Origin of the sequence: Stenotrophomonas sp. NPDC077461, assembly GCF_049545475.1 — a bacterium.
Taxonomy (GTDB): Bacteria; Pseudomonadota; Gammaproteobacteria; order Xanthomonadales; family Xanthomonadaceae; genus Stenotrophomonas; species Stenotrophomonas nematodicola.
In genome coordinates, this window is record NZ_JBMWDO010000011.1 from 1 (window position 1) to 14,357 (window position 14,357).

General features: G+C 68.7%; 12 protein-coding genes and 1 rRNA gene. 7 read left to right on the forward strand and 6 right to left on the reverse strand.

The window, feature by feature from the left end; translation table 11 throughout:
• Window positions 1-119 precede the first annotated feature (119 nt).
• Window positions 120-234, forward strand: a 5S ribosomal RNA gene (gene rrf / locus ACPEH8_RS16730).
• Window positions 235-815: 581 nt separating this feature from the next.
• Here the strand turns inward: rrf and ACPEH8_RS16735 are convergent.
• The 3 genes from ACPEH8_RS16735 to hemH all read right to left on the reverse strand — a co-directional run bounded on the left by ACPEH8_RS16735 (window position 816) and on the right by hemH (window position 4,745).
• Complete coding sequence (locus tag ACPEH8_RS16735; RefSeq protein ID WP_153165139.1) at window positions 816-2,558, reverse strand: methyl-accepting chemotaxis protein; 1,743 nt, start codon at window positions 2,556-2,558, stop codon at window positions 816-818.
• Between the two features lie 379 nt (window positions 2,559-2,937).
• The gene (locus ACPEH8_RS16740) at window positions 2,938-3,786 is read right to left on the reverse strand and encodes an alpha/beta fold hydrolase (RefSeq protein WP_017357583.1); all 849 of its coding nucleotides are present in this window, start codon (window positions 3,784-3,786) and stop codon (window positions 2,938-2,940) included.
• Entirely contained in the window at window positions 3,783-4,745 is a 963-nt protein-coding gene (hemH, locus tag ACPEH8_RS16745) for a ferrochelatase (RefSeq protein ID WP_017357584.1), read from the reverse strand. The genes ACPEH8_RS16740 and hemH overlap by 4 nt, the downstream gene beginning before the upstream one ends.
• A 165-nt stretch (window positions 4,746-4,910) precedes the next feature.
• On the opposite strand from hemH, the gene ACPEH8_RS16750 reads away from it, so the two are divergent.
• The 4 genes from ACPEH8_RS16750 (at window position 4,911) to tatC (ending at window position 7,375) form a co-directional block, all read left to right on the forward strand.
• Window positions 4,911-5,798 (forward strand): lipid-binding SYLF domain-containing protein, encoded by an 888-nt coding sequence (locus tag ACPEH8_RS16750; RefSeq protein WP_136006492.1) that lies wholly within the window; start codon window positions 4,911-4,913, stop codon window positions 5,796-5,798.
• A 75-nt stretch (window positions 5,799-5,873) separates the two neighbouring features.
• On the forward strand, window positions 5,874-6,104 hold the full coding sequence (gene tatA, locus ACPEH8_RS16755) for a Sec-independent protein translocase subunit TatA (protein ID WP_136006490.1): 231 nt from the start codon (window positions 5,874-5,876) through the stop codon (window positions 6,102-6,104).
• 15 nt (window positions 6,105-6,119) lie between these two features.
• Entirely contained in the window at window positions 6,120-6,629 is a 510-nt protein-coding gene (gene tatB, locus ACPEH8_RS16760; protein ID WP_423667548.1) for a Sec-independent protein translocase protein TatB, read from the forward strand.
• Window positions 6,626-7,375 (forward strand): twin-arginine translocase subunit TatC, encoded by a 750-nt coding sequence (gene tatC, locus ACPEH8_RS16765; RefSeq protein ID WP_136006487.1) that lies wholly within the window; start codon window positions 6,626-6,628, stop codon window positions 7,373-7,375. The genes tatB and tatC overlap by 4 nt, the downstream gene beginning before the upstream one ends.
• Before the next feature lie 105 nt (window positions 7,376-7,480).
• On the opposite strand, the gene ACPEH8_RS16770 is transcribed toward tatC, so the two are convergent.
• The 3 genes from ACPEH8_RS16770 to ACPEH8_RS16780 form a co-directional block, all read right to left on the reverse strand.
• Window positions 7,481-8,374, reverse strand: coding sequence for a BPSS1780 family membrane protein (locus ACPEH8_RS16770; protein WP_136006485.1), 894 nt, complete (start codon window positions 8,372-8,374; stop codon window positions 7,481-7,483).
• A gap of 115 nt (window positions 8,375-8,489) precedes the next feature.
• A complete protein-coding gene (locus ACPEH8_RS16775; protein ID WP_136006483.1) occupies window positions 8,490-9,209 on the reverse strand; it encodes a glutamine amidotransferase in 720 nt (239 codons plus the stop codon).
• Window positions 9,181-11,019: a GspE/PulE family protein gene (locus ACPEH8_RS16780; protein ID WP_423667551.1), complete on the reverse strand. Its 1,839-nt coding sequence runs from the start codon at window positions 11,017-11,019 to the stop codon at window positions 9,181-9,183. The genes ACPEH8_RS16775 and ACPEH8_RS16780 overlap by 29 nt, the downstream gene beginning before the upstream one ends.
• Window positions 11,020-11,217: 198 nt before the next feature.
• On the opposite strand from ACPEH8_RS16780, the gene glyQ reads away from it, so the two are divergent.
• Together glyQ and glyS are read left to right on the forward strand one after the other, a co-directional pair.
• The gene (gene glyQ / locus ACPEH8_RS16785) at window positions 11,218-12,129 is read left to right on the forward strand and encodes a glycine--tRNA ligase subunit alpha (protein ID WP_017356533.1); all 912 of its coding nucleotides are present in this window, start codon (window positions 11,218-11,220) and stop codon (window positions 12,127-12,129) included.
• Complete coding sequence (gene glyS / locus ACPEH8_RS16790; RefSeq protein WP_017356534.1) at window positions 12,126-14,300, forward strand: glycine--tRNA ligase subunit beta; 2,175 nt, start codon at window positions 12,126-12,128, stop codon at window positions 14,298-14,300. Before glyQ ends, glyS begins: the two co-directional genes overlap by 4 nt.
• Window positions 14,301-14,357 lie beyond the last annotated feature (57 nt).

A 14,357-nucleotide genomic window follows, 5' to 3' on the forward strand; every position in this document is an offset into this window, starting at 1 on the left:
CCTCAAGTTGCCTTGGCCGACATGACATGTCGATAGATCCAAGTGCACGCTACGTCACAAGAACTATGAGAGGCAGGCGCCTATATCCGTTGTTTGGATGGCGACGCTCCAACCGTCTCCCTGGTGAAATTAGCGCTGTGGAACCACCCGATCCCATCCCGAACTCGGAAGTGAAACGCAGCTGCGCCGATGGTAGTGTGGCCTAAGCCATGCGAGAGTAGGTCATCGCCAGGGTTTACACCCCAAAAACCCCGCTGCTCACGCAGTGGGGTTTTTTCTTTGTGCGTTACCTGCGGCGGTGATGTATCGCTCCCCTATGGTGGACATCGACCGTACGCCGCCGATCCACATTCGAACGCGGCACCCCGGATCGCCGCCCAGGTGCTGCACGCGGTGATGGACGGTGCAACCTGTGGTCGGCACCTGCCGGACGCCGGTCCACATCGGGATGCAGTACCGGATCCCAGCCCATGCGCTCAGATCCCAGGTCGCCACCGGCCGCTGGTGGGGCGACGGCGCGCAGCGGCGGGCGCAACGTGCGGTGATGGACGGTGCGACCTGTGGTCGGCACCTACCGGACGCCGGTCCACATCGGGATGCAGTCCCGGATCCCAGCCCATGCGCTCAGATCCCAGGTCGCCACTGGCCGCTGGTGGGGCGACGGCGTGCAGCGGCGGGCGCTGCGTGCGGTGACGGACCGTGCCCACCGGCGGTCGGCACCTGCTGGACATCAAGGGGGCGCTCAACGCTCGCCCTCGCCCCAAAAAAAAACGGCGCCCGTGGCGCCGTTTCCTCGTCTCATCGCAGTGCGCGGTTCACGCCGCGCTGCGCATTCCCTGCGGTGCGGTGTCGGTCTGCGCCTGGTGGCGGAACACGGCAACCGCGTCGGTCAGTTCCCGGGCCTGGCTCTCCAGCAGACGCGCTGCGGCGCTGGCTTCTTCGACGAGCGCGGCGTTCTGCTGGGTGGCGTCGTCCATCTGGGCGACGGTCTGGTTGACCTGGTCGATGCCGGCGGCCTGTTCCTGCGATGCCGAGGAGATCTCGACCATGATGCCGCTCACTCCGCCCACGCTGCTGACGATCTCCTGCATGGTCCGGCCGGCGTCCTGCACGAGGCGGGCGCCGTCGGCAACATGGGTGGCGGCGTCCTCGATCAGGTGCTTGATCTCCTTGGCCGCATCGGCCGAGCGTTGCGCGAGGATGCGCACTTCGCTGGCCACCACCGCGAAGCCGCGGCCCTGCTCGCCGGCGCGGGCGGCTTCAACGGCGGCATTGAGGGCGAGGATGTTGGTCTGGAAGGCGATCCCGTCGATCACGCGGGTGATGTCGGCGATGCGGGTGGACGCGCCCTGGATGGTGTCCATCGTGGTGACCACGCGGCCGACCACGTCGCTGCCACGGCTGGCGACGTCGTGTGCCCCCTGTGCCAACGCGCTGGCCTGGCGGGCGTGCTCGGCATTCTGGCGCACGGTCGAGGTCAGCTCCTCCATCGACGCGGCGGTCTCCTCCAGATGCGCGGCCTGTCGCTCGGTACGCTCGGAGAGATCGCTGTTGCCGCTGGCGATCTCGCTGGCGGCCAGCGAGATTGACGCAGTGCACTGCTTGATCCGCTCGACCATTGCGGTGAGCTGGGCGGCGGTCGCGTTGGCATCGCGCTGCATGGCGGCGAACGAACCGTCGAACTCGCCCTGCATGCGCTGGTCCAGGTCGCCTTCGGCAAGCGCGGAGAGCACACGACGGATCTCGCCGACGGTGCCGCCCACGCTGTCGAGCAGGTGGTTGATGCCACCGGTCAGACTGTCGAGGAAGCTGACGCCGCTGTTGCTGGCGGGCAGGCGCTGATCGAGGTCGCCCTTGGTGGCGGCGGCCACGATGCCGGCCACGGCGTTCTCCAGCAGGAGCTCCTGGGTGCGGTCGTGCCATTCCACGGCAAAGCCGAGACGCTGGCCACGTGCGTCGAATACCGGGGTGACAACCTGGGCGAAGTGCACCGGTCCGATCCGCACACGCCCGTGATGGGCCTTGCTGAGGGTGTTGAGGATGCCGCGGATGCGATCGGGGTCAACGTGGAAGCGATGAATGCTGCTGCCGATCAGATGATCGGCGTCGAAATCGGGGAAGGCCTCGCGCAGGCTGCTCTGCTGGTTGCGCAGCAGGGTGACCACGGACTGGTTGACGTAGCGGATCACGTGGTCGTTGTCGGCGATCATCATCGCGGTCCGTGACACATCCAGCGCCTGGCGGATCTGCGCGTTCTCGCGGTGTGCGGCATCGTCGCGTGCGCGGTGCCGGGCAAGGTCGTCAGCGGCCCCGGCGGCGCGCCGTGCATCCAGGGCAGCCGCACGGGTCTGTCGGCGCTGGCGCAGCGCCATCGCGCACACCAGGGCCGCGCCGACGGCCGCGGCCAGCGACGGCGCGGGCTGACGGTGCCAGAACGCCATCGCCAGGGCGGTTGCCAGCAGCGCGGCGGCGGCCAGCAGCGCCGCGGTGTCGATGGTGAGGGGAAGCCTGCGCGCACGATCCGGCGGGCGGGAAGGGGTGTTGGGAAGGGCAGACATGACGACTCCGGAATCAGCAGGAAGCAGGGGGCCGCGACGGCGCGTGCGGACAGGCAGACGCCGCGTCGCACACTGCAGGGGCAGGGGACACGGCAATGAAAGCGGGACGATGGGGGACGCAGGGCGCACTCGCGGCGTCGGCGGTGGCGATCACCCCCGTCATGGCCCGGTCCTGTGGGCGATGGCACGGCCAGTACGGCATGGCGATGAGGGTCCTGGAAACCGTGGGTGATGCGCGGCTTCGCGGTGGCGGAGCATGCGACGGCACAGGTGGACTCCTCCCACCTGCCCCTACGGTATCGGTCGATCGCCGGGAAAATTGAGTGCGACACGGTGTCGCAGTACGCCGCCGCATGTGCGCGGCAGCACGTGTCGGGGGTCAGGCGGCCAGGAAGCCGCGGACCACCTCACCGATCTGTCGCGGATGCTCCATGTGCAGGTGGTGGGTACCGGGGAATACCGCGAGGCGGCCATCGCGCAGCAGTGCAATGCGTTGGCTGCGCAGGGGCTCGGGGTAGTAGGACTGCGCCGGCGTGGCGTAGATCACCTGGGTGGGGCATTCAATGGCGGCCAACAGATCGTCGATCTGGGCTTCGCTCAGGCGCATCGCCGTGGGCAGCATCAGGCGGGGATCGCTGCACCAGCTGTAGCCGCCGTCCACGGCCTTGACGCCGCGTTCCACCAGCAGCCGCGCGCAGGGCTCGCTGAGCTGGTTGGTCATCATCCGGGCACGGATGGGCGTGCTCAGGTCAGGGAACACGCGCAGGTTCCTGCCCGGCAGGGCGCGGGCGGCACGCACATGGTCGCGCAGGCGCTGCGCGGTCTCATTCTCCGGCCCACGCAGACCGCCGAGCGCTTCGATCGCGACCAGGCGTTCGATCCGCTCGGGCGCGGCGGCCGCGGTGAGGCTGGCGATGCCGGCACCCATCGAATGGCCGATCAGGGAGAAGCGGTCCCAGCCGAGCGCGTCGGCAACATCCAGCACATGGCAGATCGCGCCGGGCGTGTTGTATTGCGTGCCGGGGGGCAGGTGCGCGCTGTGGCCGTGTCCGGGCAGATCGATCGCCACCAGGTCCAGGCCGGGCAGCTCGGCGGCCAGCGGGACGAAGCTGGCCGCGTTGTCGAGCCAGCCATGCAGCGCCAGCACGCGGGCGCCGTGCGGCGCGGACGCGCGCAGGCCCGCCACCGCGCTGCCGGCGACGTCGATCGAGAACGGCTGCAGGCTCATGCCAGTGCGGCGATGCTCAGCCGCGACAACGCCAGGGCGTGCTCGGGCGCATCGTTGAGGCAGGGGATGTAGCGCATGGTGGCGCCGCGCGCCGCAACGGTTTCGGTGAACCCCAGGGCCACTTCCTCCAGTGTTTCCAGGCAATCGGTCGCAAAGCCGGGGCACACCACATCGATGCGGCGCGTGCCCCGTTCAGCCATCGCCCACAGCGTGGGTTCGGCGTACGGCTGCAGCCACTTCTCGCGGCCGAAGCGCGACTGGTAGGTCAATTGCCAGTCATCGGCACCCAGCTCCAGCGCCTGCGCGATCGCCTGCGCACTGGCTTCGCAGCGCTGCGGGTACGGATCGCCTGCGTCGGCCAGACGCTGCGGGATGCCGTGGAAGGAGAACACCAGCTTCTCGCCGCGGCCGTGCTGCGCCCACCACTGGCGGATGCTGGCGGCGACGGCGGCGACCCAGTCCGGATCGACGGCGTAGTCGCGCACCAGGGTGACGGTCACGCCCGGGTGCCGCGGCTGCCAGTCGCGCACCTGGTCCTCGATCGAGGCGGTGGTGGTGGTCGAATACTGCGGATACAGCGGCAGCACCACGATCCGACGCATGCCCTCGGCGGCCAGCCGGTCCAGCTCGGCCGTCAGCGCCGGTGCGCCATAACGCATCGCGTAGCGCACCCGCAGGTTGGGCATCAATGCCTGCATGGCCTCGGCCAGGCGCCGGGTATGGACCATCAGCGGCGAGCCGTCAGGCAACCAGACCTGGGCGTACTTGGCCGCCGAGCGGCCGCTGCGCAACGGCAGGATGAGCCCGTACAGCAAGGGCTTCCACAGCAACGGCGGGATCGCGACCACGCGCGGATCGCTGAGGAATTCGGCCAGGTAACGACGGACCGCCGGAGCGGTGGGCGTTTCGGGGGTGCCTAGGTTGACCGCCAGCACGGCGGTGTCGGGTGCGTCGAGCATGGGGGCTATTCTCGCAGGTCTACGCGATTGTCGGGGTCGATAGACACTATTGTGCCCATCGAGGGCGTGTATTCTCGACCGGGACGCTCATTGCTGATTCATGGCAAACCTTCTACTTTCAGTTACTTGCTCTATCTTCCTGTGTCCCGACTTCTGGAGCCCACCATGCGCCGCCTGAGCCTAGTACTGCTGATCTCCGCCAGCCTGTTGTCGACCCAGGCACTGGCCGGTCCACAGGAGGACCAGCGTGCGCGCAACGCGGTGCGCGTCCTCAACGAAATCCAGGACATTCCCGAGCAGGGTATTCCCGACAAGCTGCTGGATGAAGGCCGCGCGGTCGTGGTCATTCCCGACACGATCAAGGCCGGTCTGGTCATCGGTGGTCGCCGTGGCCACGGTCTGATGTCGGTGAAGATGCCCGATGGCAGCTGGTCCAACCCGGTGTTCGTCAAGCTCACCGGCGGCAGCATCGGCTTCCAGGCCGGCGTGCAGTCCTCGGACGTGGTGCTGGTGTTCCGCAACGACCGCAGCCTGGACAATCTCGTCAACGGCAAGTTCACCCTGGGCGCCGATGCCGGTGTCGCGGCCGGTCCGGTCGGGCGCAACGCGGCCGCCGCCACCGATGGCCAGCTGAAGGCCGAGATCTGGTCCTGGTCGCGTGCGCGTGGCCTGTTCGCCGGCGTGGCGCTGGATGGCGCCGTGCTGCAGATCGACGATGCCGCCAACCTGGACGCCTACGGCAGCAACACCACCCCGCGCATGGTCTTTGAAGGCCGCGTGGGTGAGCCGCCGTCGATCGACGTGGTGGCCTTCCGTGACCGTCTGGAAGAAGCCACCTATTCAGCCCGCGAGAAGCGCGGCACGGCCGGTGCCGCGCCTGCCCCGGCGCCGCGTTCCGCTGCCCCGGCCGTGGCTGAACGGGCCGCGCCCGCGCCTGCTGCCGGTGCCACCACGGCGCCGCTGCAGGCCGTGCCGGCGCAACCCGCGCCCCAGCAGGGCTTCCAGCCGATCGGCGAAGGCGAAGTCCGGACTGAATCGCTGGACGGCAACTGACTTTCGTCACGCGCGCCGGCTTACCACCGGTGCGCTATGCTCAACCGTCTGATCACTACGTAACGCGAGCAGCTCATGGGCAGTTTCAGCATCTGGCATTGGTTGGTCGTGCTGGTCATCGTTCTGCTGGTGTTCGGCACCAAGAAACTGACCAGCGGCGCCAAGGACCTTGGCAGCGCCGTCAAGGAATTCAAGAAGGGCATGCACGACGACGACAAGCCGGCCGCGCAGCTCGGCGATGCGTCGCGCTCGCAGCAGGACGCGGCCAAGTCGTCGCAGGCCGAGCACGACCGCGACCCGCGCTGATCCCGGGCGGTCGGTGTGTTCGATATCGGTTTCAGTGAACTGCTGGTCATCGCGGTAGTGGCCCTGGTCGTGCTCGGTCCCGAACGCCTGCCCAAGGCCGCACGCTTTGCCGGGCTGTGGGTCCGGCGTGCGCGCAACCAGTGGGACTCGGTCAAGCAGGAGCTGGAGCGCGAACTGCACGCCGAAGAGATCAAGCGGCAGTTCCACGATGTGCAGGCCTCGGTGCAGGACACCGAAGCGCAACTGCGCGCCAGCGGCGAGGCGGTCCGGCGCGAAGCCGAGCAGCTGCGTGGCCATGCCCGGCAGCAGGGGCAGGCCGTTGCCGATGAGGCCGCCGCACCGTTGATGACCGGGCCGGTACCGGGTTCGCCGGCCAGCATGGCCCAGCACGCGACAGGGCAGGACGTGAACGCCGTTGATCCGGCCGTGGTGACGCACGCGACGCACGATGCGGCCTCGCCCCCGGGCATTGATGGCAGCGCGCCGCGCGCGGACGCGCCTTCGCCGCCGGAGGCACCGCGATGAGCGAGACGAGCTCTCCTGAAAGTTCGCTGGTCGACCACCTGATCGAACTGCGCGCGCGCCTGGTCCGTGCCCTGCTCGGGCTGGGCGTGGTGCTGCTGGGGCTGATGCCCTTCAGCCAGAAGATCTACACGTGGCTGGCCGAACCGCTGATCTCCAAGTTGCCGCTCGGGCAATCGATGATCGCGACCAACCCGGCCGGCGCGTTTTTCGCGCCGCTGAAGCTGACCTTCTTCGTGGCGGTGTTCGTGGCGGTGCCGTGGCTGCTGTACCAGTTGTGGGCCTTCGTGGCGCCGGGCCTGTATGCGCGCGAGAAGCGGCTGGCCGTGCCGTTGCTGGTGTCGTCGGTGCTGCTGTTCTATCTCGGCTGTGCGTTCGCCTATTTCCTGGTGTTGCCGGCGGTCTTCCACTTCCTGACCACCTTCCGGCCGGAGGTCATCGCGATTACCCCGGACGCCAATGCGTACCTGGACTTCGTGCTGGCGATCTTCTTTGCGTTCGGCAGCAGTTTCGAACTGCCGGTGGCGATGGTGATCCTGACGCTGCTGGGCTGGATCAGCCCGCAGCAGTTCAAGGAAGGCCGCGGGTACGCGGTGGTGGGTATCTTCGTGCTGGCCGCGGTGCTGACGCCCCCGGACGTGGTGTCGCAGTTGATGCTGGCCATCCCGATGTGCCTGCTCTATGAGCTTGGCATCCATGCCGCGCGCTGGCTGGTGCCGCGCCCGGCGCCGGGCGCATCGCCGCAGTAGCGACGACAAGGTTCCTCCCCCACTGCGTGGTGCGCACGCCAGCGCGGCGGTGCCGGGTGACAGGCCCGACAAAAAAAACCCCGGCGCAGGCCGGGGTTTTCTGTATCAGGCGGCGAACATGTTGTTCGGGCCCGGCATCGGCGGCGGCTCCGTGCCCTGGCCGAACATCTGCTTCCACGCGGTGTAGATGGCCCCGGCGAACACCGGCATGACCACGCCCATCAGCAGCAGCTGGGCCACGAACAGCGCCAGGAAGGTGCCGCCGATGAGCTGGGCGATCAGCGCCACCAGCATCACCGCGAAGTAGATGGCGAACACGGCCACGAACGAGAGCAGGAAGAACACCAGCATCGCCGGCACGTTGTGCAGGCAGGCGCGCAGGCTCAAGCGCAGCGCCTGCAGGCCGTTGCGGTGTTCGAACATGACCTGCGGCGGCAGGGTGAACAGGGCCAGTGCCATCGCCAGGAAGGTGGCGACCACCAGGGCCAGCCACAACAGGATGCGGCCGGCCGGCAGGCTGGCGGCCAGCGCCTCGATCTGGGCGGGGTCCGGCTGCGCGCCGGACTGGCTGATCGTGTTGAGCTGCTCCATCACCTCGCTGAGGTGCTGCAGGCCGCTGCTGCCGATCAGCATCAGAAGCAATGCGCCGAGGAACAGGCCGGCCACCAGCTGCGGCAGCAGCGAGGCCAGCAGGTTCAGCGCACGGCCTTCGTACAGGCCCTGCAGCAGGTGCGCCGGCTGCGCGCTGCGGCCAAGGTCGACCTCGCGAACGGCCCACACCAGGCCGCCGAAGAACAGCGGGCCGGCCAGCGCCATGAGCAGCTGTGCCAGCGTGCTCAGCGCCGGGCTGACCACCGCCAGCGACATCACCAGCAGGGCGACCACCGCCCAGATCACGCCGAGCAGGCCAAGGGCCAGCGGCGCTCTGCGCAGCAGGGAGAAACCGGACAGCAGCCATTCCGCGCCGGCAGAGGCCGGCAGCTTGCGAATCTCGCTCATACCATTCCGAAAACTGGGGGGGAGGGGCGCGGGCGCCCGGTGAATCCCGATTATCCCTGTTTTCCGCGCGCGTGACCTGAAGCCCGCGCAGGCATGATGCCGGGACGCGAGCGGCTCAGGCCAGGCGTGCCTGGCGGACGAAGCGGCGCAGCAGCTGGCGGGCCAGCGGCGCGGCGCTGACCGCGCGGGCGACGCTGCGCGCGCAGCCGCCGTGCTGGCGGATGCACTCGGCACGGGCGCGCACGTAGCCGCGCATGTGGTGGGTGGCGAACTCCGGATGGAACTGCACGCCCCACGCCTGCCGGCCCCAGCGGAAGGCATGGCAGTTGTCCTGCGCCGACCGGGCCAGCACCGCTGCGCCGTCGGGAACGCGCAGTACCGTCTGCAGATGGGTGGCGTGGGCCGGGAAGCGGGCGGGCAGGCCGGCGAACAGCGGATCGCTGTCGGCGGTGGGGTCCAGCGCCAGCTCGATCGTGCCCGACTCGCGCCCGGCCGGGTTGTAGGCCACCTCGCCGCCCAGCGCATGGGCCAGCAGCTGGTGGCCGTAGCAGATGCCGAACACCGGGCGCCCGGCGTGGACGGCGGTGCGCAGCCAGTCGGCGCTGCGTTCGCTCCAGTCGGCATGGTCGGTGACGTACGCGGCCGACCCGGTGACGATCACCCCGGCGAACTGCTGGTGCGCCGGCAGCGCCTCGCCATGCTCGACGTCCACGACCACGGTCTCGTCGGCGTCCAGCCCGGCGGCGACGCGGATCCAGTGCGGAAAGCGCCCGTAGCGTCGCAGCGAGGCGACGGGCTGGCCGGTTTCAATGATCAGGAAGGGGGCTGGATTCATCCGGGGGTGGCAGTACGGACAGGACTTCCTCGATTGTAGTCAGCCCTGCCGCCACCTTTTCAAGCCCCGCGCGGCGCAGGGTTCGCACGCCCTCAGCACGCGCGGCGCGGTTGAAAGCGGCCATATCCATGTCCGCGCGGATCATCCTGCGCAGCCGCGAACCCAATGGCAGCAGCTCATACAGGCCGACGCGGCCGAGGTAACCGGTGCGGCGGCACTCGATGCAACCTACCGGTGCATATGGCGTGGGGGTCTGAGGTAATGCTTCATCGGCATCAGCCAGCACGGCCCATTGCTCGGCGCCGAGGACGTGCGGCACCTTGCAGCTGGGGCACAGCGTGCGCACCAGGCGCTGGGCGAGGATGCCGTTGACGGTGGAGGCCAGCAGGTAGTGCGGCACGCCCAGATCGAGCAGGCGCGTGATGGCCGAGGCGGCGTCGTTGGTGTGCAGCGTGGACAGCACCAGGTGGCCGGTGAGCGAGGCCTGGACGGCCATCTGCGCGGTCTCCAGATCGCGGATCTCGCCGATCATGATGATGTCCGGGTCCTGCCGCAGCAGGGTGCGCACGCCGCTGGCGAAGTCCAGGTCGATGTTGGTCTGCACCTGCATCTGGTTGAACTCGGGAGCGATCATCTCGATCGGGTCTTCCACCGTGCAGACGTTGACGTCCGGCGTGGCCAGCCGCTTGAGCGTGGAGTACAGGGTGGTGGTCTTGCCCGAGCCGGTGGGGCCGGTGACCAGCACGATCCCGTGCGGGCGCTCGACCAGGGCGGTCCAGCCGGCGGCCTCCTGCGGGCTGAAGCCGAGCTGGTCGATGCTCTTGAAGGCCGCATCGGGATCGAAGATGCGCATCACACACTTCTCGCCGAACGCGGTGGGCATGGTCGACAGGCGCATTTCCACTTCGCGTCCGCCTGGCGACCGCGTCTTGATGCGCCCGTCCTGGGGGCGGCGGCGCTCGGCCAGGTCCATGCGACCGAGGACCTTGATACGGCTGACCACGGCGGTCATCACCGCCGGCGGCACCTCGAACACCTTGTGCAGCACGCCATCGATGCGGAAGCGCATGCGCCCCATGTCGCGGCGCGGTTCCAGGTGGATGTCCGAGGCGCGCTGTTCGTACGCGTACTGCAGCAGCCAGTCGACGATGTGCACGATGTGCTGGTCGTCGGCATTGACGTCGCCGGCACGGCCCAGCTCCACCAGCTGCTCGAAGCTGGGCAGGGTGCCGCTGGACTCGCCGCGGACATCGCCGCGCGCGCCGCGCACCGAGCGGGTCACGCCGTAGAACTCCATCGTGTAGCGGTGCAGGTCCAGCGGGTTGACCATCGCCAGCTCGATCCGGCGCCGGGTGAGGTGCTGGAGGTCGCGCAGCCATTCCTGCGCCAGTGGCTCACTGGTGGCCACCAGCACCCGTTCGGTGTCCACCGCCAGCGGCAGGAAGCGGTGCCGGCGTGCGTAGGCATGGGAGACCAGGGCGGTCACCGAGGACACATCGACCCGGGTCGGATCGACCCGCAGGTAGCGCGTGCCGGTGCGCGTGGCCAGCCATTCGGTGAGGCGCTCCAGGCCCAGCTCGCCGCCGCCGGCCGCGGCCAGCTTGAGATTGGCCAGCAGCACCAGCGGATGGACTTCACTGGCATTGCGTGCCCCCTGGGCGGAGAAGCGGATGCGCTCCAGATCGCTGTCGGCCACCAGGCCGTCGGCGACCAGTGCCGCGGCAACCTGGTCGAAGCCAAGCCGGCCCGGCAGCAGCGGGGCGGTGGCGTCCGGGCCGGGGACGAATGAAACCGGTGGGCGCTGATCCACTGCCGAGGTCCTTATGGCGTGCGGTGCACGCGGTGATGGGGTGGCCGGTATCCCCCCGGACCGGTCCATGAACGCGCCAACGCGGTCTGTGCCGCCGGCCGGACGTGCCGGCCGGTCCGGCCCGATGGCGTGCCGGGGCGGTGTCCGCGTGGTCGTCGCTATACTAGCGCACCCCTCCTGCAGGCAAGAATCCGCCGCATGTCCGCGACTTCCAACGTTCCGATCACTTTCCAGGGCCTGATCCAGACCCTCAACCAGTATTGGGCGCAGCAGGGCTGCGTGCTGATCCAGCCGCTGGACCTGGAGGTCGGTGCCGGCACCTTCCACCCGGCCACGTTCCTGCGCTCGATCGGTCCGGAAAGCTGGAATGCCGCGTACGTGCAGCCTTCGCGCCGTCCCACCGACGGCCGCTACGGCGAGAACCCCAACCGCCTGCAGCGCTACTACCAGTACCAGGTGGCGATGAAGCCGAGCCCGGACAACATCCAGCAGCTGTACCTGGATTCGCTCAAGGCGCTGGGCATCGATCCGCTGGTGCACGACCTGCGGTTTGTCGAGGACAACTGGGAATCGCCGACCCTCGGTGCCTGGGGCCTGGGCTGGGAAGTCTGGCTCAACGGCATGGAAGTCACCCAGTTCACCTACTTCCAGCAGGCCGGTGGCCTGGAGTGCAAGCCGGTGCTCGGCGAGATCACCTACGGCCTCGAGCGCCTGTGCATGTACCTGCAGAACTGCGACAACGTCTACGACCTGGTGTGGACCTACGGCCCGGATGGCACGCCGGTGACCTACGGTGATGTGTACCTCCAGAACGAGATCGAGCAGAGCACCTACAACTTCGAGTACGCCGACGTGGAGGAGATGTTCCATCGCTTCGACGCCTGCGAGAAGGAAGCGCAGACGCTGGTCGAGGTTGGCCTGCCGCTGCCGGCCTATGAGCAGGTGTGCAAGGCCAGCCATGCCTTCAACCTGCTGGATGCACGCCGTGCGATCAGCGTGACCGAGCGCCAGCGCTACATCCTGCGCGTGCGCGCGCTGGCCCAGGCCGTGGCCAGGCTGTACGAGGCCAAGCGCCTCGAAGCCGTGGCTGCCAAGGAGGTGCAGGCATGAGCACGATGCTGCCGCTGCTGATCGAACTGGGTACCGAAGAGCTGCCGGTCAAGGCGCTGCCGGGTCTGGCCCAGGCTTTCTTCGAGGGTGTTGTGGACGGCCTGACCAGGCGCGGCGTCGCCGTCGAGCGTGGCGATGCCAAGCCGCTGTCGACCCCGCGCCGCCTGGCGGTGCTGCTGCCCGGCGTGGCCGTGGAGCAGCCCGAACAGCACAGTGAAGTGCTTGGCCCGTATCTGAACATCGCGCTGGATGCCGACGGCCAGCCGACCAAGGCACTGCAGGGCTTCGCCGCCAAGGCCGGGATCGACTGGACCGCGCTGGAGCGCACCAGCGATGCCAAGGGCGAGCGCTTCGTGCACCGCTCCACCACCCCGGGCGCGCGCACCGCCACGCTGTTGCCGGAGATTCTGCGCGAGGCGATCGCGGCGATGCCGATTCCCAAGCCGATGCGCTGGGGCAGCCACGCCTACGGCTTCGCCCGCCCGGTGCATTGGCTGGTGCTGCTGCACGGCGGCGACATCGTCGAGGCCGAGGTGCTCGGCCTGAAGGCCGACCGCATGAGCCGCGGCCACCGTTTCATGCACGACAAGACCGTGTGGCTGACGTCGCCGGACGACTACGTTGGCTCGCTGCAGGCGGCCTTCGTGCTGGTCGACCCCGACGCGCGCCGTACCCGCATCGTCGAGGCGGTCAATGCCGCCGCGACGCAGGCCGGTGGCCAGGCGCGGATCACCGACGACAACCTGGAGCAGGTGGTCAACCTGGTCGAATGGCCGGCGGCGGTGCTGTGCAGTTTCGAGCGCGAATTCCTGGCGGTGCCGCAGGAAGCGCTGATCGAAACGATGGAGATCAATCAGAAGTTCTTCCCGGTGCTCGATGCCGGCGGCAGGCTGACCGAGAAATTCATCGGCATCGCCAATATCGAGTCCAGGGATGTGGCCGAAGTGGCCAAGGGCTACGAGCGGGTGATCCGCCCGCGCTTCTCCGATGCCAAGTTCTTCTTCGATGAAGACCTCAAGCAGGGCCTGACGTCGATGGGCGAGGGCCTGAAGACGGTGACCTACCAGGCCAGGCTGGGCTCGGTGGCCGACAAGGTGCTGCGCGTGGTCGCGCTGGCCGAGGCGATCGCGCCGCAGGTGGGCGTGGATCCGGTGCTGGCCAAACGCGCTGCGGTGCTGGCCAAGAACGACCTGCAGTCGCGCATGGTCAACGAATTCCCCGAGCTGCAGGGCATCGCCGGCCGCCACTATGCGCTGGCCGGCGGTGAGTCGCCGGAGGTGGCGCTGGCCATCGACGAGGCCTACCAGCCGCGCTTCGGTGGCGACGATATCGCGCTGTCGCCGCTGGGCAAGGTGCTGGCGATTGCCGAGCGTGCCGACACCCTGGCGGGTGGTTTCGCCGCCGGCCTGAAGCCGACCGGCAACAAGGATCCGTTCGCCCTGCGCCGCAACGCGCTGGGGCTGGCGCGGACGGTGATCGAGAGCGGGTTCGACCTGGATCTGAACGCGCTGCTGCAGCGTGCACTGGACGGTGTCAATCACTCGATCAGCGTCGGCACCGCGCTCAGGACGGCGCGTGCAAACCAAGCGGCCGAGCAGGAAGGCATCCGCACCGTGGGCGCCAGCAAGCCGTCTGAAGAGGTTGACGCGCGGCAGTTGGCGTCGGACCTGCACCTGTTCATCCTCGACCGCCTGAAGGGCTACTACGCCGACAAGGGCGTGCCGGCCACGCACTTCAACGCGGTGGCCGACCTGAAGCCGGCCTCGCTGTACGACTTCGACCGCCGCATCGATGCCATCGGCACGTTCGCCGCGCTGCCGGAAGCCGAGGCGCTGGCCGCCGCCAACAAGCGCATCCGCAACATCCTGCGCAAGGCCGAGGGCGACATCCCGGGCATGGTCGACCGCGCGCTGCTGGCCGAACCGGCCGAGAGCGCACTGGCCGAAGCGGTGGAAGCGGCCATCGAGGAAACCAACGCCAGCCTGCACCAGAAGGACTATGTCAGCGTGCTCAACCGCCTGGCCCGCCTGCGTCCGCAGGTGGATGCGTTCTTCGATGCGGTGATGGTCAACGCCGAGGACCCCGCGCTGCGTGCCAACCGCCTGGCCCTGCTCAAGCGTCTGGGCGATCGCCTGGGCAGCGTGGCGGCGATCGAGCACCTGTCCAGCTGAGGCCACGGGGCATTGCGCCCCGCAGCCATCCCGAAGGCGCGACGGCTCCTGCTGTTC